Genomic DNA, 26,257 nt, shown 5'->3' with positions numbered 1-26,257 from the left:
CCTTTTATACCAACCCAAACCGAAGCTGCCCGTTGCTCGGACAGCCTTCACCGTAAGACCTTAGCCGTAACGACCTGTGATGTAGTCTTCAGTCTTTTTCTTCGTTGGTGTTGTGAATAATGTATTTGTATCTGAATACTCGATGAGTTCACCCATATACATGAACGCAGTTTGATCAGATACACGCGCAGCCTGTTGCATGTTATGTGTAACAATAACAACAGTATACTTGTCTTTCAGGTCATTGATCAGCTCTTCGATTACCAATGTTGAGATTGGATCAAGTGCTGATGTTGGTTCATCAAGTAATAATACTTCTGGTTCAATGGCTATCGAGCGTGCGATAACCAAACGCTGTTGCTGACCACCAGACAAGCCAAATGCGCTGTCATGTAGGCGATCTTTTACTTCATCCCAAAGTGCAGCACCACGTAGTGAGCGCTCTACCACTTCATCTAGCTTACGCTTGTCCTTAATACCTTGAAGACGAAGGCCATACACCACGTTTTCATAAATAGATTTGGGGAAAGGATTTGGTCTTTGGAATACCATGCCAACATTGCGGCGTAAAGCTGCAACATCGACACTCTTATCGTAAATGTTTTGTCCTTGAAGGTTAATTTCACCTTCAATACGACAGCTATCGACCAAGTCATTCATGCGATTGATACAACGCAATAGCGTTGATTTACCACAACCTGACGGACCGATAAAGGCGGTCACTTGGCCTTTTGGAATTAACATGTTGATTTTACTCAGAGCTTGCTTGTCACCATAGTAAAGGTCAAGGTCTTTGATCTCTAAAGCTGTTTGCTCTGGGCTCAAGTTTGCAAGATCCAATTTGTTATTAGCATCTGCGTTATTTACTTGTGGCGCTACTGTAATCATAAAGGGATACCTATTTAAAATCTGTACTATTAGTGCTCTAGAGCTCTGAATTTTTCACGTAAGTGGTTACGAATACCAATTGCTGTAATATTAAGCGCAATAATCACCGTAACAAGTAAGAAAGCGGTCGCATATACCAATGGACGTGCGGCTTCTACATTTGGACTTTGGAAACCAACATCATAGATATGGAAACCTAAGTGCATAAACTTACGGTCTAGGTGAATATATGGGAAGTTACCGTCTAACGGCAGTGTTGGTGCCATCTTCACAACGCCCACCAGCATCAGTGGTGCAACTTCACCGGCAGCACGTGCAACCGCTAAGATTAATCCAGTCATAATCGCCGGGCTCGCCATTGGCACAATGATGCGCCATAGCGTTTCAGCTTTTGTAGCCCCTAAAGCTAAAGAGCCGTGACGAACTGAACTTGGGATACGTGATAAACCTTCTTCGGTAGACACAATAACTACTGGCAAAGTCAAAATCGCCAGTGTTAATGCTGACCAAATAACACCCGGAGTACCAAATACAGGGCTTGGTGCCGCTTCAGGGTAGAATAGTTGGTCAATCGAACCACCTAGCATATACACAAAGAAGCCTAGGCCAAATACACCGTAAACAATCGACGGGACACCCGCCAAATTAATTACCGCGATACGGATCATTTTAGTCACAGCATTCTTGGCTGCGTACTCATGTAAGTAAATCGCCGCAACAACACCGAATGGCGTAACAATAACGGCCATTAGCATAACCATAAAGACAGTACCGAAAATTGCTGGGAATACCCCACCCTCAGTATTTGCTTCTCGAGGATCGTCGCTGATGAATTTCCCCGTTTGCGAGAAGTAATGGCCTACTTTTGCAAAGAAGCCCATATTGTTTGGGAACCAAACATCCAGTACTTGATACAAAGGCAGCGTCACTTCTTCTCCACGCATATCTCTTACGACAACGTAGTCACGTTTTGCATCAGCACGCAGTTCAAATAAACGCTTTTCAAATACTTTGTATTCTTCTCTCAACTGCGCTCTTTGCGCTTCAAAGTCCGCTTTTACTTCATCAGTTAGGTCATTATCTAGCTGATACGCTCGCTCTTTGAGGCGCAGCCTTTCAAGTTCATAGTTAATGTGCCCAATGTCACCGTTTTGTAGGTCAAGGGCTTCTTCGTTAAGCTCTACCGCGCGTTCAACCAGCGCTTCAAGGCGCTCAACAGGTTGCTGTGAAACAACTTTGCTGTCTTCAATCACACGTACAACGTAACCATAAAAGTTACCATTTTTGCTGCGCTCAAACACTGCCATCTCTTCTGGCACTTTACGACTTTGAATATCCGTCGTTAAAATCCAGCGGAAGTCTAGTTCAACATACTCTCGGTTACCTGTTTTAACCAATAGACGCTCAACGGACTCGCCTTGATAATCAGATAAATCATACCCAGCAGCTTCTAAACGCTTTTTAGGTACCAATTCTCTGTCATAAATTTCACCAATAACGGTCTGTTTAGCGACGGAGCCTTCTAACTCGAACTCCACAACTTCGGTGGGCCAAAAGAAGCTAAGCCCCTTCCAAGCAATCATTGCTAACAGACCAATTACCGAGATTAAACTGATGCTTACTGCACCACCTGTCATCCAGATCCAAGGAGATCCTGACTTAAACCATTGTCTTACCATGTCATCTCTCTCCAATTACATTGAGCTGTACTTTTCACGCAGCTGCTGACGAACGAACTCAGCGACGGTGTTAAAGATAAATGTAAAAATAAACAGTACAAATGCAGCAAGGAACAGGATCCGGTAGTGTGAGCTACCTACTTCTGATTCTGGCATTTCAACCGCAATGTTTGCAGCTAACGTACGCATACCTTGGAAAATACTCCAGTCCATAATCGGCGTATTACCTGTCGCCATTAATACAATCATGGTTTCACCCACTGCACGCCCCAATCCCATCATAACGGCAGAGAAGATACCTGGGCTTGCTGTTAACAATACGACTCGTACTAATGTTTGCCACTGTGTCGCACCCAGTGCCAGTGAGCCGTTTGATAGATGCTTTGGTACACTGAATACCGCATCTTCTGCGATAGAGAAAATAGTCGGAATAACCGCAAAACCCATCGCAATACCAACGACCAGTGAGTTACGTTGGTCAAACGTTAAGCCAAGTTCATTGGTCAAGTATTGACGCACATTGCCACCAAACATCCATACCTCAATACTGTCGCTAATTGCGAATGACAACCAACCAACGATTAACACCACTGGGATAAGTAGTACCGAGTGCCAACCATCCGGCAGTAAGTGACGAATTTGTTTAGGCAATTTAGTCCAACCAAAAGCGGTACCAATAATAGCTATCGGTAAGAGTACCAGCAGCGCAACAATGGCTGGTAAATGCGCTTCGATAAGCGGTGCAAGCCAAAGGCCCGCTAAGAAACCCAGTATTACCGTCGGCAGCGCTTCCATGATTTCAACCGTTGGCTTCACCACTCGGCGTAGTTCTGGCGACATAAAGTATGCTGTGTATATTGCAGCTGAAAGCGCAATTGGTACGGCAAATAGCATTGCATACATCGCCGCTTTAATCGTACCAAATGAAATAGGTACCAAAGAGAATTTCGACTCAAAGTCATCACTTGCAGATGTTGACTGCCAAATATAAGCAGGCTCAGGGTAGCCTTCGTACCACACTTCCTGCCAAAGTGCGGACCAAGTCACTTCAGGGTGCTCGTTATGTAGTTCGACAACATTCAATGTGTTATCAGATAGAAGCAATGCCGCATTGGCACGCGGAGACACAGCAAACTTTTCGATAGCCCCATCGACTACTTTACCTTGCCATAAGTGTGCTTCGCTGGTGGTATAGTAAAGGCCTAGTTCACCCGTATTTGTCGTGGTAAAGAAAGTACGACGATAGAATTCACTGAAAATATCAACTTGTGCGCCTTTTACGCTTTCGAATGAACGAATTTTGGCAAACTGACGGCCCTCATCGGTATTGACTTCAAACCACTGAGATACTTCGCCGTTATCATTACTGAGCATGAGCGAGTTTGCACCTGCCAGTAAGTTCATGTTAACTAGATTTGCGTTCTCTTCGTTAGCCGCTAGTAACTGGAACTGCTTAACATCATCAGCAAAACGCGTATCAAACACATAAATCTGATTTGCAGAACGAACGAATACACGTGTTGTATCTGGGGAAATCAACATATCATCAACACGTCCCTCAATCGGTAAGATACTGCGCTCGACCGTCCATTCAATTTCGCCGCTGAACATATTTTCTTCAGCACTGAATGAAGCAAAAACGACACGTTTATCTGCGGTTTGAGCAACAACTGCGGTTTTGTCTTCGTAGTGACTAAATGCAAACTGCTTAATTGCCTGCCCTTGATCATCCACCTCCAACTGAACACCTTCAAGTGGGTAGCTCAATCTCGGCTGCATAACACGCTGGTTACCAGGGAAAGAAATCAAAAAACTTGGCTTTACTAATTGAATTTGACCGTTGTCCAAACCATACGCATAGATACCCAGAAATGGGGCACTTTGAGAGAAGCTTGTCACCTGACCGTCCAAGTCAACTGCCAGTGTATTTAGCTTGTCACCCGAGTTTTGACCTTTTATCTGATAAAAATCGACTAGGCCTTTATTATCTAGTAAATATGCAATTTCGGTTTGTTCTTCCATACCCATACCGAAATAAGTTTTATCGTCTTGTAAAGCAATATCAGTACGCTTGGTCACGCTCGCAGATTCGAAGATTGGCTGCACAACGTAAAGCAAGTAAAAGAAGATTAATAGCAAAGCAACCAAAACCATTACCCCTCCCGAGGTAATTCCGAATTGGGCAAAGCGGTCTTTAAAGAGACGGCTTCTATCCGTTTTAAAGGACGGTTTTTGCGGATTGGAAGTCATCAAAACACCTTTTTATTATCAAGTTGCGGCGCATTATATTTCATCAAGATGACAGTTATGTTACATGACCCATGATGAAATTGTTGCTTTTTTTAACTTTTATCATTAACAACAAAAGGTTTTTTGAATGCAGCTAGTTTTCATTTGCATTTGTTTACAAAGCAACTGTCATCTTGTTGGACAATTCGCCCATGTTTACTAGGCTTAACAGGCGATATTTCGCTTTTCCACCACCGCCGTAAAGGCATTATTAATAATAAGAGACATGTGATATGAAGCAGTTAGTATTAACACTTATAGGTAAGGACCGACCTGGTCTCGTAGAGCAAATTTCTGCCACTATTTTGCAACACCATGGTAATTGGGCTACCAGTAACCTAAGTCATCTGGCAGGTCAGTTTGCGGGTATTGTACTCGTTGAAGTTGCTGAAGAGCATTTACAATCATTGCAAGATGCGCTTCACGAAATACCAGAGCTAGAGGTCCGAATTGAACACGGTGAACAAGACCAAAAAGAATTTAAGATAGAGAAACTTAATCTAGTTATTACGGGCAATGATCGCCCCGGTATCATTCAAGAACTATCGAGCGTTATTCGCCACAAAGGTGCGAATATTACGCACCTAAATTCAAGACAGCAAAGCGCACCTAATTGGGGAGTTCCGATATTTAGCGCATTTGCAACAGTGAGCTTGGCACCAGGTACACACAAAGAAAACGTTGTTGACGCATTAGAAGCTATTACCAGTGATCTCATTGTAGATATCGAACCAGACTGACCTTGATATCAAACAACGAAATCTTTCAAATATCCAATAAACTCATATGGCAGAGGTAAGGAACCACTGCCATATTATCCTACCTCTTCGCACATTCGCATTAGCTGTACCCAATGTCATATAAGTGTCACATTGTAGACATACCCTAGAAAAAGCACCTGTTACGACGGAATGAAAAATGCAAGCATTATCTAGTGACCCGAAAGCAATCAGCTTTTTTGCTAAAGAACTGAGTTGGCTCTCATTTAATGAACGCGTCCTTCAAGAGGCGAAAGATAAAAACAACCCAATAATTGAACGTATTCGATTTTTGGGAATTTTCTCAAATAATCTAGATGAATTTTTCCGTGTGCGCGTCGCAGACGTTAAACGTCGGATCTTACTGAGCAATTTACCGGATGCGAACTTTGAAGAGAATGAAGCACTCCTTAATCAGATACAAAAGAAAGTACTGTCATTAGGTAAAAAGTTTAACCACATCCACAAACAAATTTTTAGTGATTTAAACGCACATAATATCCATGTCAAACAACCTGATGAGTTATCTGAATTTCATCAACTCTGGCTTAGAGATTATTTTAACGATCAAGTTTTACAGTACTTGTCACCCATTCTGCTGACAGAAAATAAAGATTATTCCGATCTTATCAACGACACCATGACATACCTATTTGTTGAGATGAGCAGTGAACATGATAAGCACCATCATGCGTTGCTGGAATTGCCAACCGATAGACTTGAGCGGTTTGTTATTTTGCCGCCAGAGAGAACGCGGCGACAAAAAACGCTCATGCTATTAGATGATGTGGTGAAGTTTTACCTGCGTGACGTATTCAGTAATTTCTTATCTTTTGAGGACATCGAAGGTTATGAAATAAAGCTCACTCGTGATGCGGAATACAACCTAGATGATGAGCTTGAAGAGGGTTTATTAGACAAAATGTCAAAGGGCCTTAAGCAACGTTTATATGCAAAGCCCGTAAGGCTCACATACGACGAAGCAATGCCAGAAAGCATCATGAAAGTGATGAAAAAACGTTTGGGGGTGACTCATCAAGATGCTTTGATCCCAGGCGGTAGTTACAGAAACTTTCGAGATTTCATCGCTTTTCCCAATGTTGGTAGAGGCTATCTAGAAAACAAACCACTACCACCACTCAAGAGCTCGGCATTCGACCAGCACGACAGCGTATTTAAGGCCATTTCAGAGCAAGACATCCTGCTTTATTACCCCTACCATACGTTTAATCACATGTTGGAATATGTGCGTCAGGCAGCTTTCGACCCCAAAGTTACGCAAATTAAGATCAACATTTACCGCGTTGCCAGCCGCTCACAACTCATTGCATCACTGATCAATGCCGCTAAAAATGGCAAAAAGGTCACAGTTATGGTCGAGCTTAAAGCCCGATTCGATGAGCAAAACAATATTGAGTGGGCGAAAACGCTCAGTGAGTATGGTATTAAGGTCATGGTTGGCTTGCCCGCACTGAAAGTACACAGCAAACTATGCGTTATTCATCGCAAAGAAAAAGGCAAAATCGTCAAGTATGCTCACGTGGGAACGGGTAACTTTCACGAAAAAACAGCGCGCATTTATACCGACTTTAGTTTGTTCACTAAGCACCCTGAGATTTGTAACGAGTGCGATGATGTTTTTAAGTTTATTGAGACCAGCTACAGGCCGTTCAACTTTAAACACTTAATGATTTCACCACTCAATGCTCGTGAGAAAATCTACGCTTTGATAGATCAAGAGGTGACCAATGCAACAACGGGGAAAGTTGCTAGGATCACTGTCAAAGTCAATAACCTAGTAGACAAAGAGTTAATTGATAAACTGTACTTAGCTGCACGTGCGGGGGTCAAAATTCGCATGATCATTCGTGGCATGTGCGCTTTAGTCCCTGGCTTACCGCGCTTCAGTGAAAACATACGTGTAATTAGTATTGTAGATAGGTTTTTAGAGCACCCAAGAGTCATGGTGTTTGAAAATGCTGGCGATCCGAAAGTGTTTATCTCATCAGCTGATTGGATGACACGCAACTTAGATCACCGCGTTGAAGTCGGCGTCCCAATTTATGAAGATACCTTAAAACAGTTGATCATTGACACATTGGAACTACAATTCCGAGACCGTGTAAAGGCACGACTTATTGATAGTGAGCAGAAAAATAACTATGTGAACCGGGGCAATAAAAAGAAGATCCGTTCACAGATCGCCATTTATGATCACATAAAGAAATGGGAAAGTAGTAGGACTTGATATGACAAAATACCCCTCTTTTGCTGCCGTAGATTTAGGCTCCAACAGTTTTCATTTAGTGGTAGCAAGGGAGGTCGATGGCAGGTTGCAATTGCTGCACAAAGAAAAGCATCGCGTCTATCTCGCAGCAGGGTTAGATGAAAACTACATGTTAGATGATGAGGCGATAGAAAGAGCGCTTCATGTGCTTAAACAATTTGCCGCTACGCTTGCCGATTTTGATAAAAATAATGTCGAAGTAGCAGCAACTTACACATTACGAAGTTGTAAAAACTTACGCCACTTTATCAAACAAGCTAAAACTGTATTCCCCTATAAAATAAATGTTATTTCTGGGCAAGAAGAGGCGCGATTAATCTATCAGGGAGTCGCCAACTACGTGCATGACGACAGCAACCGCCTAGTTGTTGATATTGGTGGTGGCAGTACTGAAGTAATCATAGGAAAGCATCAATCACACAAACTGCTCACTAGCAGGAATATTGGCTGTGTAACCATGAGTAAACTGTTTTTTTGTGATGCTAAGCTCACCGAAAAACGGTTTAAAAAAGCCATTATTCACGCCGAACAAAATATTGAACCAATTACGTCTATCTACCAAAAAACTGGCTGGCAATCCTGCTTAGGAACTTCGGGTACAATTAAAACGCTAAGCGCCATTAACGATGAGCTGTTTCAAACCAAAATCCTTACCCTTGACTCGCTACGAGATATTCAAGGTCATCTAATTTCGGCAGGAGAATTGAGCAATATATCCATCAAAGCTCTGCCCGATGAGCGTAAATCCAGTATTGCTGGTGGACTGGCTATTTTAATCGCCGCTTTCAATCAACTAGGCATCGAAAAGCTGGAGTACTGCGATTACTCGCTGCGTGAGGGTCTGCTCCACGAGTTAGCACAAAATGAAGAGTTTGATATTCGCACACGTACCATAGACTCGTTTGCAGAGCAGTACACTGTAGATGCGCAACATGCCAAACATATTTGTCAAACGCTGACACATTTTTTCAAGGTTGCTAAATTAGCATGGCAATTAGAAAAAGGAGATCTAGAACTTTTAAAATGGGCTGTATATCTGCATGAGGTCGGTATCGCGATTAACTCTTCGGGGATCCACAAACACAGCGCGTACATAGTGATGAATAGCCAACTTCCCGGCTTTACACAAGATCAACAGCAACAGTTAGGTGCGCTGATCCGCTTTCATCGTAAAAAGATAAAATCACACGATCTCAATGAATTGGTAGAGCCGGATTCTCAATCACGATTTGCACGTTTGCTGGCGTTGTTAAGGCTGGCCATTTTATTTCATCAAAAACGACAAAAGACACAAGTGCCAAAGCACGAAATGAGAATTTTAGCCAACGAAGTCATCTTGCAGTTTGAAGAAGCGTGGCTAGAAGAACATTCCTTATTTTCAGCTGATTTGGAGCAAGAACAGCATTACTGGAAATCACTGGATGTGAATTTAACTATTCACGCGAGTGAAGCGCTCATTTAGCCAATTATAATCACGGTCACATAGACGAGTTTTACTCGTCTATTTCTCTGGCGACTGCGAACATTTCATCCCCATACGCACGACTTTGAATAATCAACTCAAACAACACTTGCACTTCAGTTGCTGGTCGTATCGCATTAAGGATTAATTCAGCCTCAGTTAGATTATTACGTTCAACTTCTATCGCAAGGCGCAGAGCCCCACCGATTAAGCCTTTATAATTTAATAGCGCACTACTTAAATTAGGGTCAAGTGAAAACTCATCAACGATAACCGACAACTCAACGTCTAAGATAGCATCTAGCACCGACATCAAACCAATCAAATAGCCCTGTTCGGCCATTTCTTCCCCACCGGGTTCTAAAAACAATTCTAAGAACTTGGCCCGATTAAGACCCAATTTAGTCAGCTCAGTAGGTTTGTCTGCGCCCAATTCACTCAAGGCGAGCACTTTTACAAACTGGCGAATGGCATCTTCACCAAGATAGATCACCGCCTGAGAAATTGAGCGTATTTCAATGCGCTCTTCACCGGCTTTGGCGTTAGCAAGTTTCAGAACCCTTGCCGTTAAGCTTAGATCTTTTGCAACGCGCGCTTGTACTTCTTTAAAACACAAAGATTTTTTTGCCGTACAACGTAACAGGTCAAACACCGCCATTTTAGAAGGTTCAACGTTGCCATGGTTGAGCATTTCTGGTTTAGCAAAAAAGAAGCCTTGAAAATAATCAGCGCCCGCACTGCGGATAAAGTTAAACTGCTCTAGTGTCTCAATGCGTTCAACCACCACTTTGAGACGGGGATATTGCCTTTTTAACTTTTTGACCATCATCGTGGTTTTAATAATTGGCAATTCAACTTCAATTTTTACAAAGTCCACCGCCTCAAGTAATGGCTCCCAGCGAGGGTCACCATCATAGTCATCTAATGCAAATCGATACCCGACTTGAGCGAGTTTGCTCACTGTTTTGGTCAAGCTCTCAATGTCTTTTGAGCGTTCGACTATTTCAACAACTAAGCCCTGCGGACTCAATAATTTAGGGAGTTCTTGTATTAAAGTTTCGTCTGAGAAATTAACAAAGGCAAGTGATCCCGCTGCCAGCCTATCTAAGCCAATAAACAGCAAGGAATTAAAAAAGAGTCGCCCCGTTGCGAGTCCATCGCTCACACCACTTGGAAAGACATTGTTGTGTGAATCCCGGTACAATAACTCGTAAGCATGCACTTGTTGCTCACCGTTTAAAATCGCTTGACGGGCAATATACTGAACGGCGTTGTTCTTTACCTTGGCTGTTTCGCTACTCATTAACATCCTTCACTCTGTGCACGCATAAGTGGCTTCCATAACTTCAGCATATGAGAAGTTGCTCTGTGGAGCAAATAAAATACCTAGACAACATAAACCAGATTGAGTTTTTAGCCTAGGTTTATTCTGTAGCACTGAAGACAACTTGTATCACTTATCCTAAACAGGCGGTTTTACAAGTTAACTTATTCGCGTCTGAGGTTACTCAGACACTAACTCTTCGCATCGAAAGAAGCCGTCTGATTCAGCCAGTTCTTTAACCAATTCAGGTAAAACATCCGCCATTGTTTGCTTCAGTACATACGGAGGGTTGATCACGATCATGCCTGATGCTGTCATTCCACGCTCTTCAGTATCTGCTGACGTAGCCAGCTCAAACAACTGAATATTTCTGATCCCTGATGCTTTGAGCGCCTCTTCCATTTGGTCGATGCGCATTCTGTCAACCACAGGATACCAGATCATATAAGTGCCTGACGTAAAGCTTTTGTGTGCCTTTATAATAGTGTTAACTGCTTTTTGATAATCTGTCTTTATTTCGTAAGGGGGATCCATCAATACCACAGCACGCCTTGATAAAGGCGGAACGAGTCCGATTAAACCTTTAAAGCCATCTTCTCCTTTGACACGCAAAGAGCGTTTATGTTCGGTATTCTTTTGCAACATAGGTAAGTCTTGTGGATGAAGCTCAAAAAACCACCCTTTATCTTGTTTTCTTAGATACTGTTCAGCCACTTTAGGCGATCCGGGGTAAAACGCGAGTTTGTTTTTATTAAAACCTCGTACCATGTCTACATAACGCAGAATAGCTTCGTTACCGCCACTGTAATTCATTAACTTGCCAATCCCATCGGCAAATTCCTGCGTTTTTTGAGCATCGTTTGAGGCAAGCTCAAATAGTCCAGCACCCGAGTGGGTATCAATATAGTCAAAAGGCTTGTCCTTACGGGACATGTAAGAGAGCACTTCAGCCAAAACTAGGTGCTTTATAACGTCAGCTGGGTTACCAGCGTGGAAAGAATGTCTATAACTGAGCATAGGAAGCCTTATATGCTGAACATAATTGCTTTTTGAAAATTAGTCTCAATTCACTGTGTACGAAATATAGCCGCTTTAGTGAATGACAAATGAACAAAATACGGAGTTATCGGAATTATCTCTTAAAACGACGCAAAAATCAGTATTAAGCTACGTAATTACTGGTAATAGGGCCCACTTTGCTTTACATTTGCATGACAAATCACAGTGATAAGAGCGCATTTAAAATGAACGATATTCTTCCACAACTCGAACAACTGATCGATCAACTCATTGGTAAAAATGAACAACTTGAACAACAAATTGCGACGCTAAAAGAACAAAATAGCAAGCTAGTTGATGAGAATGAAACATTACAACTCGAGCTGCTAGAGCGAGAAGAAAAACAGAAAGAAACTAGCACCACGCTGAGTAGTCTACTAGATAAATTACAGAGTGCCCATCAGGCTAGCTAATGACAGATAAAGTAAGCCAGGTGGCTGTTACCTTACTTGGTAAAAGCCACCAGTTTTCATGTTCTGAAGGACAAGAGCAAGCACTCGTTGACGCCGTGACTTTACTCAATGAAAGAGTAGACGAAATGAAGCGCAGAGATACGGTTCGTACTGACCAAAACGCCTTGCTGATGGCAGCTTTGCATTTGTGCCATGAGTATCAAGCGCTACTTAAAGAACAACAGTCTGTACAGCAAACCGGGCAGCAGCTGGTAGCACGACTCAATGAACATCTTGAGGAAAAGTAAGATGGCACGCTTGCTAAAAGTTTGCATCTTACTTTTTACACTGCTTGTCACTTCCTTTACCGTAAATGCCACCCAATGGCATTCAATAGATAAACACCTCACATTACTCGAGCCCAACAAACAAGCACAATATTTGCTCCCTAATCAGGTGCTCATTCAAGGGAATAAGTGCGCAGCCTTAATCGAGAGTCATGGAGACTTTGTTGCATTAGAACTCTTGATCGCAAAAATGCGAACCAAGCTACCTGTGCCTGTGTGTTATTTGATTGCCACCAACTTAGATGTTGGGCAACTTTCTGGTATGCGCCTATTACAAAGCGCGTTTCCTGATGCACAAGTCATTATTCCCGGTAACGGTATCTTCAGTACCCAGACGCTTTTACGTGCCATCGACAATGAAACTAAATATAAGTTAGAAGGGTTTACACAGAGCCTTGAATTGAGCAAAAAGCGCATTGCACAAGCGAACTCAGAGCAACAAATGGGTTGGCATTCAAAGCTACAACAAGCTGAGCAACGCCTGTCTCGATGGTCGACACTTTCTCCAATAGCAGTAAAGCCGCTATCTCTAAACACCGAACTAGATTTGGGCGACCATATACTTCATTTAGAGCTCATGAATGGCTATAAAGGCGCTGCTTTACGAGTTTACAACCCACAGCATAAAGCTGTTTTTGGCGGGCACAACTTAGATTTACTGCCCTATATCGCGCAGCGCGAGACAGAAAGTTGGCAATTAAGTTTAGCCCAACTCTTACAGCGAAAAAATATCAATTGGATTCTTCCTGGGTTCGGAAAACCCTACAAGTTCGAGCAATTAAGTTTACCGAATAGGTTTTTTACGCTTGTAAATCAGCCTAGCTCCCCAGCTATATTGAATGATCTCATAAAAGATTATGAACTAAATAAAGTGTCATCAGAAAGGTTTTCCGCCTACTACCAACAAGCATTGAAACAAAAAAAACCGAACAAGGTTTTGAACAAATAACCGTCAAAAGGTATAGTATCCACCATGAACTATACCATCTTTTATATGATGCAATTGTATGCTCAGCGGTGCGTTTGTTTAGTAAGAACAAACCACACATTGGCATTGCTTGTGATACTATCATTACTTGTTTTGTTACCTGGGTGCCTTCAAACCCAGCCGCAAAGTGCGACAAAACAGGAAGTACTGAATGCCCTCACCTTGGCCATACCTCCTGCGGAACAAAAGGTCAGTCAACCTACACCTGAAAAAGCAGCGCTAGAAACACCCAAACCGTATATCGAAAAAGACTTGTGGCGGCACATCGCACTTAATCTGAAGTTTGAGATCTCTCCTCATCCACGACTGAAAAAACGCATTGACTGGTATCTTTCGCAGCCTGACTACTTACTTAAAGTAAATACGCGTGCAGCGCCCTACCTTTATCATATTGTTAAGAAGGTTGAGCAGCAAAAGCTCCCTTTGGAGCTGGCTCTACTCCCTTTCGTCGAGAGCGACTTTCGACCTCATGCGGTATCTAAACAACAAGCTGTTGGTGCCTGGCAGCTAGTTGATGCGACAGCCTACCATTTTGGTCTCGAAAGCAATGACTGGTATGACGGGAGAAAAGATGTATTGTCGGCAACGGATGCTGCGCTCGCGTACCTTAAATACCTCAATAAAACCTTCAAAGGTAACTGGCTACATGCAATAGCGGCCTACAATTCAGGTGAAGGACGCGTCAAAAGTGCGATTAAAAAAAACCGCAAGTTACGCAAAAGCACGCATTACTGGCACTTATCGCTGCCCAAAGAAACGTCTGAATACGTACCAAAATTGCTGGCCTTAAGTTATTTGTTACAACACCCAGAAACAGGGTTTAAAAGGCCAAAACTGGCCAACCATGCAACTACGACAATCTTGGATGTTGGCCAAGAATTTAACTTTGGCATCTTAGCCAACTTGCTAGAAGTAAATAAACAACAACTACACGCCTTGAACCCTGGATTTTTAAGACATCAAAGCCCAATCAATGGCCCACACAAAGTGTTGGTTCCATTGAGTGAGGCAGCTTTGCTGAAAAGCGCATTTTATCGTGAGCAATTAAGTCACAGTTATACCGTTGTAAAAAATGACACTCTGTATGGTATAGCAAGGCGGTTTAACACCTCGGTCAATAAGATAAAACTGCTGAATGACAAACAGAATAACTTGATCCGCATTGGTGAGCGATTACTTATCAATCAAGCAAACATCAATCGTTCTTTAACTGTTGATTATCAAATAAGTCCTTATTTACAGCAACAAACTCCCGTTAAACAAGCAACAATAGAGCACCACCATACAATCGTATCGGGTGACTCTTTGTGGGATTTAAGTCGGCACTACCAAGTCCCTTTAAAAGATTTACTGGATTGGAATAATCTGCAAGCAGCAAGTATTTTATCTCCGGGCAATGTATTGATTTTACACCTGCCTGCGAAACAAGCAGTCGAGCCGGTCACACCAACCAATATGCCGACCTATTTAGATAAATTAGAAAATGCCGTAAACGCCACCGAAATACCTAGTGCCACAGTACCTAACTTGCCCCAATGACAGGCAGTGACGTAGAATATAGGCTCACATGATAGAGACTAAATAAGAACAGATATGCAAATTACTAAAGATTCAGCGGTAGAGTTTCACTACACACTCAGTGAAGGCAGTGAACAAATCGAGTCGAGCACAAATGGCGAACCATTAAGTTACCTACATGGCCAAGAAGGTATGTTACCGGGCTTAGAGCAAGCCTTAGAAGGTAAAGCAGCTGGAGATAAGTTCACTGTCACACTTGAACCAAAAGACAGTTACGGCGAATACCAAGAGGGTCTTGTGCAACGAATCCCAATAAAGCACTTACAAGGCTTAGGAAACAACAAAGTATGGAAGCCAGGCATGAGTGCCATTGTTGAGTCAAATCAAGGCAGACACCAAGTGACGATTGTAAAAGTCGGCCGTTTTAATGCTGATTGCGACCTTAACCACCCATTTGCAGGTAAGACTTTAACTTTTGACGTTGAAGTAGTGAGTGTACGAGCAGCTACAACTGAAGAATTATCACATGGTCACGTGCATGGTGCAGGTGGTTGTGGGCACAGCCACTAAGGAAGAAATATGCGACCAGTTGCCATCATCACCGGTGGCAGCTTCGGCATTGGTAAAGCCATTGTTGAGAAGCTGCTAAGTCAAAATTATCAGGTTTTCAATTTAGATATAGAAGCCAGTGAACTTGGAGAGCATCGCTACTGTGATGTCAGCCAAGTTGAACAAGTCCAGAAAGTTATCCAAGAGATTATAATGGCAACAGGCCGCGTAGATGCTCTGATTTCCAATGCTGGTAAACACTTGAGTGCGACAATTGAAGATACTGATGAAGCAACATTAGATGCATTATTTGCCCTTAATGTAAAAGGCGCCTACGCCGCAGTGCAAACCGTATTACCGACGATGAAGCTGCAACAAGATGGGAAAATTGTGTTCATTTCATCGGATCAAGCTCACGTAGGGAAGCCGAACTCTTTTGCTTATAATTTAACAAAGCACGCTCTCGCCTCTATGGCAAAAACCACCGCGTTGGACTACGCACCGTTTAACATTCGTGCCAATGCTGTTTGCCCTGGCACCATAGAAACGCCTTTATTCCATAATGCGATTGATAAGTACTGTGCCAAAAGCGGTGCAGACAAAGCACTTATTGTGGCAGAAGAAGGGGCATTGCAGCCTCTAGGAAGGTTAGGTCAACCAAATGAAGTAGCTGCACTCGTCGTATTTTTATTGAGTGATGATGCGGCATTTATTACTGGTAGCCTACAAACAATTGACGGTGGCTATACGGCACGCTAATGAATATTATCGACCCTCATCTACATTTTTTCGATTTAGTTAAAGGTGATTATGCTTGGTTGAAAGACAACCCGCCTAATTGGCCTAACATTGAAAAAATTCGCCAAAATCATCTTCCAGATGCCTTGTGTAGCAGCGCTCAGTTTAAATTAAGTGCCTGCGTCCATGTAGAAGCAGGGTTCGATAACCATGAGCCTCGAAGGGAGCTCGACTGGCTGGCAGAAGTCCTGCCAACGCTACCTTATAAGGCTGTCGCTTATGCGCCTATTGATGCTGAAAAAGCGGTGTTCTGTGACAAATTAGATGCCTTATCAGACGCGAGCCTTATCGCAATAAGAGATATCACAGAAGGTTCTGATGCCACACGTCTACTGTCCAAAAATGTGGCTGATAACATTGCATTGCTTCATCAACGAGGTTGTCACTTTGAGGCACAGTTTGAATTAGTTAACCTGCCTATTGTACAAAGGTTGTTTGATATATATAGCACTTTGCCCAATGCAACCTTAGTTATAAACCACGCAGGATTTATGGCGCGTTCGCAATCATGGCAAAATGCTTTAGATACATTGGCTAGCCTTAAAAACTGTGTGATTAAATTTTCTGGTCATGAAATGCTTAATTCGCCAATGTGCCCAAAAGAGCAGCTTGCTGTTTTGCTCGACTCATTTGGCGAAGACCGAATAATGTTGGCATCGAATCACCCTGTGTGCTTAATTTTGCGTAGTTTTGAGCAGCAATGGCAACACTATTTCGAGGTAGTTAGCGCAACTGCACCAAGTGTATGGCGGAAACTGAGCTTTGATAATGCCCAGCGAGTTTATCGGTTTACATGCTAAGAGCGGATCTGTACTAAGTCGAATGCAGCCAAGCTAGGGACGATGTCTTGGAGCCTTTTCTCAGTCTCATCTAATGAATTCAAGCACTCACAGTACTCATTGGCTTTTTCTTCTAACTGATAAGCCTTTTGCTGCAATGATTTGTCGATTTCTTTAGAGATGATTTCCATTCTTTGCCCCATATCTGAGAAGCGGCTCTCAATGTTCCCTTCTCTAGATTTAAAAGCATCACCAACAGAGACCAAAATTGCCCCCAATGATCCGTGAACGGCCGAATGTATTTTACCGCTAATTTCTTTCGTAAAAAAATCATCAATCTTGGAAAGTGATTGGGGCGCGATAAAATAAAAGTCTTCTCCACGTTTAAACTTATCCATCAAAGCCCGCTCTACATACTGGAGCTGTGTTTTAAGTACTTCAGGGTTATTGTCTGACATTCCTTCAACGACTTGTTCAATAGCGCTGAGGCCTAGATTGACACCATCAGTGGCAAGATTGACCAGCTCCGGTACTGTATCGCGGATCCCTTTGGCATACTCGTGCAATACCTGAGTTTCTTGTTCGTCTAACTTGACCCATCGCCCTCGAACTAAAAGTTGATTGTCATTGTTGATCTGTACCCGAGTTTGGCCATTATCGAGGATACGAATAACTGAGTCGGTGATAATTAAACCGTGGCCTAATTCGACATCACATTTCTCATCAGCATAAGCCTGCGCCGATATGCCAATGAGCAAACTGAATAACCCAGATTTAAATTTAGATATGGACAAACTCATACTACCCCCAACTTTGACACTACGAGGGTAGCAAATTTTAAATTTTAACCAAACCTATTTTTTATTTACTCGCACGCAGCATATCGCATTAAACGCACAAACGCGTCTGAAGTTTTACTGCTAGAGCTGTCATTTAGGCCATCTTGGAATTGATAAGTCCACGCTCTGCTAGGATCATTAATATTGGTTGTGCTGCTCCAATAATTACCGCTGTGGTTACCTAAAAACACGGTCGCGTTGATGGCAGGATCTTCACAACTACGCTCTACAATGGACGATAGTTCTTTTACGTTTGGTAATTGCCAATCATCAAAGTTTGCAACGCGGCTACTCTTGGCAGCTGACAATGCCTCCTGCCAGCTTAACTTTTGCTCTTCATTGTCGCAGGTCTCACTGGTTGCGTTATATACAAATCCAAAAGTGCAACGCTGCCACATAATTTCCGTTTTTTTGTCGCAAACCGTGCCATCATTGTTTACAACAAATCGAGATTCAGGCGTTGTGAAAGGTACAGATGTTTCTGTAGCACATTCTTGAGAAAGTGCGGAAGTACTAAACAGTAAGCACGAAAAAATAAGTTTAATTCGCATCTTCATCTCCCCGAACGAGTCTCACATAGGCCGTGTTGCCTTTCGATTCATGTACTGTGTTTCCAGTTGCCATATCAACAATGTAGGCGCTTGTCAGCTTAGCATCAATACCTTCTGTTCCGCCTACATAGGTTTGAATCGTCCAATAATGTAAGTGATTTAATAAAGTCACATCAGGCATATTCGGGAAGAATTCAGGATCCAAGACATGTGCACCTTGTCGACCAAAATCGACAATACTCATTAGCTCTGAATAACTCGGCAATCGCCAAGTTCTACCACCACAATAAGGGTCTCCCGCTTGCTCGTTAACAGCACTGACTAGATTTTTGATCCCGCAGTGATCTGAATGTGGACATGGCACGGGATTTGGCATCACAGTATTGCTGTGAATTAAGTCATCCATATCATCAGGATCTCTCACCGCCCACGTATAGTGGTTTTGAGCATTTCTGATGGAGGTATTAGGTAGAGTACCCGCGCTCGCTTCTTTTACTTCCCAAACTAGCCCAGTTATATTATCTCTTACACAGCTGAACTCAGTTGCATCATTATTCAGCTCTTTGCCATCGGCATCAAGTTTCGTAAAGTCAAAAGCGAGGTTGCCCTTGCCCTCTTTTGCAATCAATTGCGAGACACTGTCTCTGCCAAGATCAGCATCCTGACCAGGAAAGTCATCATCGCCGCATGTTATTGATTCAGTATTATTAAAGCAAAGTCCTGCACCAGAGTCATTCAAGTTACTGAGTGGCTTTTTCGAAATAGTGACGGTGATTTCGTCTTCGCCCGTTCTATTTGCAGAATCAGTAACGGTTACTTTAAACGTCGCCGATACAATATCGGTAATATTTGGCGCTCTGAATGTAGTCTTACACTCCGATGCATCCGTCAAGGCTATGGTTGAACCCGAGCTAGTTTGTTCCCAAACACAGTTGTACTGACCATCTACGGTTACACTGCTTGTTGCATCTAGGGTAACTTCATCAAACTCTAAAACTTGTTGGTCAGCGCCTGCTTTTGCCAATACCACTTGCGAGTTTTTGGCCAATACCACACTGGTTTCCGTTGTCGCACTCCCGCCTTCATCGTCGGTAATAGTAACACGCCAAAGCGCAGTTTGAGTTTCCGCTAGTAATGGGTGCACAAAACTTAAAGTCACAGAGCCTGTATCTTCTACTTTAATTGTACTGGGCCCAGATATTTGCTCCCACTTATAACCTACTACTTGACCATTAGAGTCAGGATCTGTCGAATCAGCAGCAGATAAAGTAATGGTATCTAAGTATTTCGAGGGTAAGGGATCCGGTGCCGTTTGCGTTACAACAGCAACGGGTAATTGGTTATTAGAAGTAATATTGACGTTTAAAGTATCGCTGACTAATGCACCCGCTGTTGTAAGGTAATCGACTTTCAACACCACGACACTGTTACTTTTAACATCTGGCGCCGCGACGGTTAACTCTTCACCAGCTTGTGGAAAACCAGCAATTGAAGGACCAGAAACAATCTGCCAATTAAACGTACCGCCCGCAGGTGAAGCTACCGCTTTGACTGTAAACTCGTTTTTTTCTATAACGGTGACATCTTTTCCAGCATTGATGCTGGCACCTACAACTTCTTGGTCGGATCCGCCAGATCCGCCACAGCCACTCAATGCGCTGCTAATGGCAAGTAACACGAGCGATTTTTTTAGCATTACAACTCCTAACTGACTACCCCCGTTGTCATGTTAGAGGTAGCTATCTTGGTGAATACGAACAAATAATTTAGTACCAACTTTACTGTAATCGACTTTGTATTCGCGCCCGTCTAAAGACTGAATAAATAGCAGCCTTTTAACTTCGCTGAACACATCGGCACTTGATATTTGCACCACCTCTAAATAACGCTCTTTAGCTTCCCGGCGATTTCTAGGTAACTCTTCTTTAAACGGGATTAAACCTGTTGCAGTTACCTTAATCTTGGGGTGAGTTTCCCCGTTCACGATCACTAAATCGAGCTTTTTATCTTTATGGATAATGGTATTACGACCACTTTTAATAAAGGCTCTATCGAAGCTCATGTATATATCCTGTTACTTCACTTAGCGGTGGCCACTTGCTCATGCAAGTCTTTTACCACCTTTTCTGGATTTGATTTCCAGTGGTTTAAAATGTTAGCAAATTGCCAAATATCCCTGTCCAACACGTTCGCTGGTAGAATCAAATCGTAGCCAGTGACGGTCTTTAAGTTTTGCATCCTATTTGCAAACATAGCCATTAAACCGGTGTAATTTCGCCTTTTTGGCGACAGATAACTGGTTTCTTCAATCAGCCATTCTGATGGACAATTGCCATTTGCGCAATGTATTTTAACAGCTTGTAAAAAAATATGCCGCTGTTCTATTAGCAGTTTCCCAGCCAAACGGGGGGTTAACTCTGCCAAAAACTCATCAATACTGTTTAGTTTAATACCTACAGCATTTAACTCAAGGTTTTCAACTCCTTGAGTCACAAAAGGGACACCACTAGAGTGAAAGTTAGAGTGAGAAACACGCATAACGCCAAATTTATGCACATAATTCAGGGCTTCTATACTTAGCTCAATGCTATAGTAAGGTTGTTGGCTTTTTAAAAAGCCCAGCAATATAGAGCATATAGCTGCGGCAGAGAATGCAAGTTCCAATACCGTCGGTGGGGTTGCCCTAAGCGTGACAAACACCATAATAATGACCAAACACACTGCGCCTGCGAGCATAAATTCAATGCTGTGACGGTTTGCCTGAGCACGTAAAGACACTTTATGCATAGTAAAACCACCAATAAAATATTAGCATGGCCACCAGCCAAACTAATATTTTACGTATCTGCATACACCTTTTACAGGGCTTTACTTTACTCATTTCAGTAACCTTTTAGGTACAAAGTGAAAATCCCTGTTAGATTTTCGTTTAATACACAAATATACAAGATATCCGCGATTTTCTCATTCAGGAATTTTTGTACACTAATCATCTACAAATAGTGAGATTAATTTATGCGTGCAAACCAGTCGGGCAAAGCCCTCTTTCCTACTTTCATTTTAATGCTAATCGCATTATGCGGCTATCTCTATTTCCCAGCTTCACAGGGCGAAGATGCAAAGCATGTATCCAGACCTGTTCAAGTTGCCGTTTATGAAGCCACCACACAGAATCGCTCTATTACTGCCAATGCGATTGGCTCAGCTAGAGCGAATCAAGCGATTGATATCACCAGCTCTCACAGTGACTATATCAGTGAGATTTTCTTTATCGATGGCCAATCAGTCTCGCGCGGTCAAAAGCTCGTACAATTACAAAACCAGCAAGAATTACTGGCTGTCAAAGAGTTGACGATAAACCTCAAAGAACAACAAAGACAATTGCTACGTCTCACTGAACTTGCGAAAACACAGTCAACGGCTCGCTCTCAACTTGATGCGCAGCGCTCCAAAGTTGACGCACTATCTACACAACTACAAGCCATAAAGTTAAAACTCTCTGAAATGGCAGTCTATGCACCATTTGATGGTGTGCTTGGTAAGCGTTTCATTTCAGTAGGTAGCTATGTCGATGACAATACACCATTAACCACTTTAGATGATATCAGCACCATCAAAGTCGACTTTCAATTACCAGAAAAGTACCTCGCGAAACTTCATCTTGGCATGCAAACATCAGTAACCAATGAAGCATATCAAGGTATCAAGTTTACCGGTCACATATCACACATTGACCCGCGTATTGATGAAACAACGCGCAGTATACAGGTAACTGCCGACTTCGAAAACTCAGAACAGCAGTTGCGTCCTGGTATGTTGCTCAATGTAGCGGTTCAACTGCAACAACTCAATGCGCTTATGTTACCAGAAAAAAGTATTATCCCAAGACAAGATAAACACTTTGTTTATGTTGTTGAAGATAACAAAGTGCATCAGCAACAAGTGACCTTACTTAATCGCTTCAAAGGTTGGGTTGCAATAGAAGGGATACAAGCTGGCCAATTGATTGTCACAGAAGGCACCACAAAAGTACGTAATGGTAGCCAAGTTACTGTGAAGGGGTAATGAGTGAAGATAACAGATACCGCGGTCAAACGCCCAGTTTTTGCCATTGTCATAAACTTACTTTTACTTACCTTTGGTATTGTTGCGTTTACAATGCTTCCACTGCGTGAGTACCCAGATATAGAAACCCCAATAGTCAATGTGAGTACCGATTACACCGGAGCGTCTGCTGCGGTTGTCGAAGCCAAAATTACCCAAGTGTTAGAAAACCGCATATCAGGCATAGAAGGGATCAAAAGTATAAATTCTTCAAGCCGAAATGGACGCTCAAATATCACCATTGAATTTAACATCGACAGAGACATCGATGCTGCGGCCAATGATGTGCGCGAACGTGTTTCTCGCGCATTAGATCGACTTCCCGAACAAGTGCGCCCGCCAGAAGTATCCAAATCCAGTGATGATGAAAATGCCATTGCTTGGTTTGTGCTCAATAGTACCTCAATGGACACTTTACAATTATCAGACTACGCCCAGCGTTATATTGTAGACCGTTTGGCGGTCGTAGACGGCGTGTCTCGAGTCATTATCGGTGGTGAACGCAGATATGCCATGAAAATCTGGTTAGACAGACAAGCTATGGCCGCACGCGGTGTGACTAGTTCAGATATTGAAAATGTATTACGACGCGAAAATGTCGAATTGCCCGCTGGCGAAATTGAATCGCAAGACCGAGACTTCGCAGTTCGCATCGCTCGTGGCTACACCACGCAAAGAGACTTCCAAAACCTCGTTATTAAGCGCGGCGAAAACGGCTACCAAATAAAACTGAGCGAAGTCGCCAAAGTATCGTTGGAAGCGCAAGATGACGAAAGTACATTTAGAGGTAATGGGATTAATATGATTGGCCTGGGTATTGTAAAGCAAGCCAAAGCCAATACCTTAGATGTTGTCGACAATGTCAGAACAGAGCTTGTGACGATAAAACGAAATCTACCTGAAGGCACACAAATACAAGATAGCTATGACTCTTCGATTTTCATTCGTGAGTCGATCACTGAAGTATACCGAACGCTCGCTATCGCGATGGGTCTGGTCGTATTAATTATTTTCATATTCTTAGGCAATGTTCGCGCCACACTCGTGCCAGCCGTGACTGTCCCTGTGGCACTTATCGCGACATTTATGTTTTTGTTGGCAATGGACTATTCCATCAATTTATTGACCTTACTTGCCTTAGTGCTCGCCATCGGCTTAGTCGTTGATGACGCTATCGTCATGCTTGAAAATATCCATCGCCGAATTGAGCAAGGTGAACCAAGGCTGCTTGCCGCATTCAGAGGTGCCCGAGAAGTCGGCTTTGCCATTATTGCAACCACCCTAGTTCTGGTGTCTGTGTTCGTTCCTCTGGTATTTATGGATGGACGAATTGGTGCGTTGTTTACCGAATTTGCGCTTGCGGTCAGTGCTGCTGTGATATTTTCAAGTATTACCGCGCTGACTTTGTCTCCAGCACTGTGCTCAAAAGTGTTAAAGCAAGACCAAGAAGAAGGCCGCTTTTCTGGTTGGATGAACAAACAATTCACTCAACTTGAGTCAGCTTACAAACGAGTTTTAATGCAAAACATTCAAAGTCGGATTGCCCTTTTACTCATTTTGTCATTAACAGCGCTGGCAAGCTATGGGCTATTCAACAAAATACCATCGGAATTAACGCCCAAAGAAGACCGTGGCACCTTTTTCATTATGATGAGTGGCCCTGAAGGCGCAAGTTACGAGAACAACGCGCAAAATATGGCAGAAATAGAGCAACACCTCATGCCATACGTAGAAAACAAAGAACTAAGCAGAGTGTTAATACGCGTTCCGGGCTGGGGCAGTATGGGCGGTGTTGCTATCGTTGGCATGCCTGATTGGGATGAACGAAAGCGTTCAACTTGGCAGGTTATGGCCGAGATAAGTGGTAAAATGCAACAAGTTACTGATGTGAGAGCTTTTGCTATCATGCGTCGCGGTATTGGCGGTGGCGGTTCCTCGCGACCTGTTGAGTTTGTACTGCAAGGTAATGACTACCAAGAACTGGCACAGTGGCGTGACAAAATATTTGCAAGAGCAAGAAACAACCCCGGTTTGGTGCGCTTAGATCATGACTTCAAAGAGACATTCCCCCAGTTCTTAATTAGCATCGATAAACGCAAAGCCGCTGATATGGGTGTGTCTACTGATGATATAGGCCGCACGCTAGAAACCATGCTTGGGCAAAGGCGCGTGACAACCTTTATTGACAGAGGGGAAGAATATGATGTCATACTCAAGGGTACCAAAGCCGATTTTACCGCACCGACGGATATTAATGATGTGTTTGTATCTTCTCGCTCAGGGGAACTAATTCCTCTGGACAGTCTGATTAGCATTAAAGAGGAAGCAACCTCGGCACGCCTAAACCGATACAACCGTATGCGCTCTATCACTATCACAGCCAATCTTGCTGAGGGGTACACCCTTGAGCAAGCTTTGAACTTTTTGAACCAAGTTGCTGACGAAGAAAATCTGTATGAAGGGGCAATAGACTATAAAGGCGAGTCTCAACTGTTCTATGAAGGCGCCTCAGCTATGACTTATGTGTTTATATTAGCTTTGGTTGTGACTTTCTTGGTACTGGCTGCACAATTCGAAAGCTTTGTGCACCCTTTTGTGATTATGTTAACTGTGCCACTTGGGTTAATAGGCGCAATGCTTGGGCTGTATTTAAGCGATAGCTCGTTAAATATCTACAGCCAAATAGGCATTGTGATGCTCATTGGTCTAAGTGCCAAAAATGGCATCCTAATTGTTGAATTTGCTAATCAGTTACGCGATAAAGGACTTCCGTTTGAAGAGGCTATTATTGAAGCGGCCTCTCAGCGTTTAAGGCCTATTATCATGACATCATTGACAACGGTCATGAGCGCAATTCCGCTTGTATTAGCAAGTGGCCCAGGCTCAGAGAGTAGGATGGTTATTGGCATTGTCATATTTGCCGGTGTGAGCATCGCAACCATCTTAACCTTGTTTGTTATCCCAACTGCTTATAGCATATTGGCTAGGCGCACTCGCTCACCAGAGCATACCGCTGCCGCACTAGATTCGCAGCATAGTGCCTACCCAGTCCAAGAGCACAATGAGGGAGTAAAATAATGAGTAAAATGCAGTTAGCCACCTTTGGTGGGGGTTGTTTTTGGTGTATTGACGCAGCCTTTCGCAAAGTCAAAGGGATCGACAAAGTCGTCTCAGGATACAGTGGCGGGGAAACATTAGACCCGACCTATAAAGAGATCTGTACCGGTATGAGCGGCCATGCTGAAGTCGTGCAATTAGAGTTTGACCCTAACGTCGTTTCGTATAACACGCTCTTAGCAATGTTTTTTGCATTACATGATCCAACGCAATTGAATCGCCAAGGCAACGATGTGGGCACGCAGTACCGCAGTGTTATCTTTTATCATTCCGATGAACAAATGGCGCAGGCAAAGCAGGTAATTTCTGAGATTAAAGAACGCTTTCAAGATCCTGTCGTCACAGAATTGAGTGCCATAGGAGCATTTTATGACGCAGAACAGTACCACCAAGATTATTTCAATGAAAACCCGAACCAAGGTTATTGCAGTATTATGATTGCGCCAAAGGTCGCAAAATTTGAACAAAACTTTGCAGATTACTTAGCATAACAAGTAATCAATGGGGACTAGCAATGGCTAGCCCCCAT

General features: G+C 43.0%; 23 protein-coding genes. 13 read left to right on the top strand and 10 right to left on the bottom strand.

Annotated elements, in window-relative coordinates; genetic code table 11:
* Window positions 1-60 precede the first annotated feature (60 nt).
* The 3 genes from pstB to N480_RS21430 are packed head-to-tail and all read right to left on the bottom strand — an operon-like array spanning window position 61 to window position 4,817.
* Window positions 61-888, bottom strand: a complete 828-nt coding sequence (gene pstB, locus N480_RS21440; RefSeq protein WP_063358700.1) for a phosphate ABC transporter ATP-binding protein PstB — start codon at window positions 886-888, stop codon at window positions 61-63.
* 29 nt (window positions 889-917) lie between these two features.
* Window positions 918-2,567, bottom strand: a complete 1,650-nt coding sequence (gene pstA, locus N480_RS21435; protein WP_063374479.1) for a phosphate ABC transporter permease PstA — start codon at window positions 2,565-2,567, stop codon at window positions 918-920.
* A 15-nt stretch (window positions 2,568-2,582) separates the two neighbouring features.
* Window positions 2,583-4,817, bottom strand: a complete 2,235-nt coding sequence (locus N480_RS21430) for an ABC transporter permease subunit (protein ID WP_063374478.1) — start codon at window positions 4,815-4,817, stop codon at window positions 2,583-2,585.
* 272 nt (window positions 4,818-5,089) lie between these two features.
* Between N480_RS21430 and N480_RS21425 the strand changes: the two genes are divergently transcribed.
* From N480_RS21425 to N480_RS21415, 3 genes are all read left to right on the top strand, one after another.
* Window positions 5,090-5,596, top strand: a complete 507-nt coding sequence (locus tag N480_RS21425) for a glycine cleavage system protein R (protein ID WP_063374477.1) — start codon at window positions 5,090-5,092, stop codon at window positions 5,594-5,596.
* Window positions 5,597-5,774: 178 nt separating this feature from the next.
* Window positions 5,775-7,862, top strand: a complete 2,088-nt coding sequence (gene ppk1, locus N480_RS21420) for a polyphosphate kinase 1 (RefSeq protein WP_063374476.1) — start codon at window positions 5,775-5,777, stop codon at window positions 7,860-7,862.
* A gap of 1 nt (window position 7,863) precedes the next feature.
* On the top strand, window positions 7,864-9,363 hold the full coding sequence (locus tag N480_RS21415) for a hypothetical protein (RefSeq protein ID WP_063374475.1): 1,500 nt from the start codon (window positions 7,864-7,866) through the stop codon (window positions 9,361-9,363).
* A gap of 31 nt (window positions 9,364-9,394) precedes the next feature.
* Here the strand turns inward: N480_RS21415 and N480_RS21410 are convergent, their stop codons facing one another.
* Both N480_RS21410 and N480_RS21405 read right to left on the bottom strand, forming a co-directional pair.
* Window positions 9,395-10,672: an EAL and HDOD domain-containing protein gene (locus N480_RS21410; RefSeq protein WP_063374474.1), complete on the bottom strand. Its 1,278-nt coding sequence runs from the start codon at window positions 10,670-10,672 to the stop codon at window positions 9,395-9,397.
* 195 nt (window positions 10,673-10,867) lie between these two features.
* Window positions 10,868-11,704, bottom strand: coding sequence for a 23S rRNA (adenine(2030)-N(6))-methyltransferase RlmJ (locus N480_RS21405; protein WP_063374473.1), 837 nt, complete (start codon window positions 11,702-11,704; stop codon window positions 10,868-10,870).
* A gap of 227 nt (window positions 11,705-11,931) precedes the next feature.
* Between N480_RS21405 and N480_RS21400 the strand changes: the two genes are divergently transcribed.
* From N480_RS21400 to N480_RS21370, 7 genes are all read left to right on the top strand, one after another.
* Window positions 11,932-12,159 (top strand): hypothetical protein, encoded by a 228-nt coding sequence (locus N480_RS21400; RefSeq protein ID WP_063374472.1) that lies wholly within the window; start codon window positions 11,932-11,934, stop codon window positions 12,157-12,159.
* On the top strand, window positions 12,159-12,446 hold the full coding sequence (locus N480_RS21395) for a cell division protein ZapA (protein WP_063374471.1): 288 nt from the start codon (window positions 12,159-12,161) through the stop codon (window positions 12,444-12,446). The genes N480_RS21400 and N480_RS21395 overlap by 1 nt, the downstream gene beginning before the upstream one ends.
* 1 nt (window position 12,447) lies before the next feature.
* Window positions 12,448-13,434, top strand: coding sequence for a hypothetical protein (locus N480_RS21390; RefSeq protein ID WP_063374470.1), 987 nt, complete (start codon window positions 12,448-12,450; stop codon window positions 13,432-13,434).
* A 111-nt stretch (window positions 13,435-13,545) separates the two neighbouring features.
* Window positions 13,546-15,012: a transglycosylase SLT domain-containing protein gene (locus tag N480_RS21385; RefSeq protein ID WP_231102297.1), complete on the top strand. Its 1,467-nt coding sequence runs from the start codon at window positions 13,546-13,548 to the stop codon at window positions 15,010-15,012.
* Between the two features lie 54 nt (window positions 15,013-15,066).
* Window positions 15,067-15,561, top strand: coding sequence for an FKBP-type peptidyl-prolyl cis-trans isomerase (locus N480_RS21380; protein ID WP_063374468.1), 495 nt, complete (start codon window positions 15,067-15,069; stop codon window positions 15,559-15,561).
* 9 nt (window positions 15,562-15,570) lie between these two features.
* Window positions 15,571-16,299, top strand: coding sequence for an SDR family NAD(P)-dependent oxidoreductase (locus tag N480_RS21375; protein WP_063374467.1), 729 nt, complete (start codon window positions 15,571-15,573; stop codon window positions 16,297-16,299).
* Window positions 16,299-17,138, top strand: a complete 840-nt coding sequence (locus tag N480_RS21370; protein WP_063374466.1) for an amidohydrolase family protein — start codon at window positions 16,299-16,301, stop codon at window positions 17,136-17,138. Before N480_RS21375 ends, N480_RS21370 begins: the two co-directional genes overlap by 1 nt.
* Here the strand turns inward: N480_RS21370 and N480_RS21365 are convergent.
* The 5 genes from N480_RS21365 to N480_RS21345 form a co-directional block, all read right to left on the bottom strand.
* Window positions 17,135-17,917, bottom strand: a complete 783-nt coding sequence (locus tag N480_RS21365) for a YggN family protein (RefSeq protein WP_063374465.1) — start codon at window positions 17,915-17,917, stop codon at window positions 17,135-17,137. The two genes, N480_RS21370 and N480_RS21365, sit on opposite strands and share 4 nt — an antisense overlap.
* A gap of 65 nt (window positions 17,918-17,982) precedes the next feature.
* Window positions 17,983-18,507, bottom strand: a complete 525-nt coding sequence (locus N480_RS21360; RefSeq protein ID WP_081231956.1) for a DUF1566 domain-containing protein — start codon at window positions 18,505-18,507, stop codon at window positions 17,983-17,985.
* On the bottom strand, window positions 18,497-20,203 hold the full coding sequence (locus tag N480_RS21355; protein ID WP_063374463.1) for a DUF1566 domain-containing protein: 1,707 nt from the start codon (window positions 20,201-20,203) through the stop codon (window positions 18,497-18,499). Before N480_RS21355 ends, N480_RS21360 begins: the two co-directional genes overlap by 11 nt.
* 33 nt (window positions 20,204-20,236) lie before the next feature.
* Window positions 20,237-20,569, bottom strand: a complete 333-nt coding sequence (locus N480_RS21350; protein ID WP_063374462.1) for a hypothetical protein — start codon at window positions 20,567-20,569, stop codon at window positions 20,237-20,239.
* 17 nt (window positions 20,570-20,586) lie between these two features.
* Window positions 20,587-21,294 (bottom strand): DUF2982 domain-containing protein, encoded by a 708-nt coding sequence (locus tag N480_RS21345; protein WP_063374461.1) that lies wholly within the window; start codon window positions 21,292-21,294, stop codon window positions 20,587-20,589.
* 228 nt (window positions 21,295-21,522) lie between these two features.
* Here N480_RS21345 and N480_RS21340 point away from each other — a divergent pair, with 228 nt between their 5' ends.
* Genes N480_RS21340 through msrA form a run of 3 tightly spaced genes read left to right on the top strand, consistent with a single transcriptional unit; the run spans window position 21,523 to window position 26,219 of the window.
* On the top strand, window positions 21,523-22,572 hold the full coding sequence (locus N480_RS21340; RefSeq protein WP_063374460.1) for an efflux RND transporter periplasmic adaptor subunit: 1,050 nt from the start codon (window positions 21,523-21,525) through the stop codon (window positions 22,570-22,572).
* Window positions 22,573-22,575: 3 nt separating this feature from the next.
* Window positions 22,576-25,689: an efflux RND transporter permease subunit gene (locus tag N480_RS21335; RefSeq protein WP_063374459.1), complete on the top strand. Its 3,114-nt coding sequence runs from the start codon at window positions 22,576-22,578 to the stop codon at window positions 25,687-25,689.
* On the top strand, window positions 25,686-26,219 hold the full coding sequence (gene msrA / locus N480_RS21330; protein ID WP_063374458.1) for a peptide-methionine (S)-S-oxide reductase MsrA: 534 nt from the start codon (window positions 25,686-25,688) through the stop codon (window positions 26,217-26,219). The genes N480_RS21335 and msrA overlap by 4 nt, the downstream gene beginning before the upstream one ends.
* Window positions 26,220-26,257: the final 38 nt, after the last annotated feature.

It is taken from the genome of Pseudoalteromonas luteoviolacea S2607 (assembly GCF_001625575.1).
Taxonomy (GTDB): Bacteria; Pseudomonadota; Gammaproteobacteria; order Enterobacterales; family Alteromonadaceae; genus Pseudoalteromonas; species Pseudoalteromonas luteoviolacea_E.
The sequence above is the reverse complement of the archived record's forward strand: the minus strand, read 5'-3'. Positions and strand labels throughout refer to the sequence as shown.

Bases quoted from the DNA above. Each gene is read 5' to 3' on its own strand.
- pstB (WP_063358700.1), bottom strand. From the start codon at position 888: ATGATTACAGTAGCGCCACAAGTAAATAACGCAGATGCTAATAACAAA.
- pstA (WP_063374479.1), bottom strand. From the start codon at position 2,567: ATGGTAAGACAATGGTTTAAGTCAGGATCTCCTTGGATCTGGATGACA.
- N480_RS21430 (WP_063374478.1), bottom strand. From the start codon at position 4,817: ATGACTTCCAATCCGCAAAAACCGTCCTTTAAAACGGATAGAAGCCGT.
- N480_RS21425 (WP_063374477.1), top strand. From the start codon at position 5,090: ATGAAGCAGTTAGTATTAACACTTATAGGTAAGGACCGACCTGGTCTC.
- ppk1 (WP_063374476.1), top strand. From the start codon at position 5,775: ATGCAAGCATTATCTAGTGACCCGAAAGCAATCAGCTTTTTTGCTAAA.
- N480_RS21415 (WP_063374475.1), top strand. From the start codon at position 7,864: ATGACAAAATACCCCTCTTTTGCTGCCGTAGATTTAGGCTCCAACAGT.
- N480_RS21410 (WP_063374474.1), bottom strand. From the start codon at position 10,672: ATGTTAATGAGTAGCGAAACAGCCAAGGTAAAGAACAACGCCGTTCAG.
- N480_RS21405 (WP_063374473.1), bottom strand. From the start codon at position 11,704: ATGCTCAGTTATAGACATTCTTTCCACGCTGGTAACCCAGCTGACGTT.
- N480_RS21400 (WP_063374472.1), top strand. From the start codon at position 11,932: ATGAACGATATTCTTCCACAACTCGAACAACTGATCGATCAACTCATT.
- N480_RS21395 (WP_063374471.1), top strand. From the start codon at position 12,159: ATGACAGATAAAGTAAGCCAGGTGGCTGTTACCTTACTTGGTAAAAGC.
- N480_RS21390 (WP_063374470.1), top strand. From the start codon at position 12,448: ATGGCACGCTTGCTAAAAGTTTGCATCTTACTTTTTACACTGCTTGTC.
- N480_RS21380 (WP_063374468.1), top strand. From the start codon at position 15,067: ATGCAAATTACTAAAGATTCAGCGGTAGAGTTTCACTACACACTCAGT.
- N480_RS21375 (WP_063374467.1), top strand. From the start codon at position 15,571: ATGCGACCAGTTGCCATCATCACCGGTGGCAGCTTCGGCATTGGTAAA.
- N480_RS21370 (WP_063374466.1), top strand. From the start codon at position 16,299: ATGAATATTATCGACCCTCATCTACATTTTTTCGATTTAGTTAAAGGT.
- N480_RS21365 (WP_063374465.1), bottom strand. From the start codon at position 17,917: ATGAGTTTGTCCATATCTAAATTTAAATCTGGGTTATTCAGTTTGCTC.
- N480_RS21360 (WP_081231956.1), bottom strand. From the start codon at position 18,507: ATGCGAATTAAACTTATTTTTTCGTGCTTACTGTTTAGTACTTCCGCA.
- N480_RS21355 (WP_063374463.1), bottom strand. From the start codon at position 20,203: ATGCTAAAAAAATCGCTCGTGTTACTTGCCATTAGCAGCGCATTGAGT.
- N480_RS21350 (WP_063374462.1), bottom strand. From the start codon at position 20,569: ATGAGCTTCGATAGAGCCTTTATTAAAAGTGGTCGTAATACCATTATC.
- N480_RS21345 (WP_063374461.1), bottom strand. From the start codon at position 21,294: ATGCATAAAGTGTCTTTACGTGCTCAGGCAAACCGTCACAGCATTGAA.
- N480_RS21340 (WP_063374460.1), top strand. From the start codon at position 21,523: ATGCGTGCAAACCAGTCGGGCAAAGCCCTCTTTCCTACTTTCATTTTA.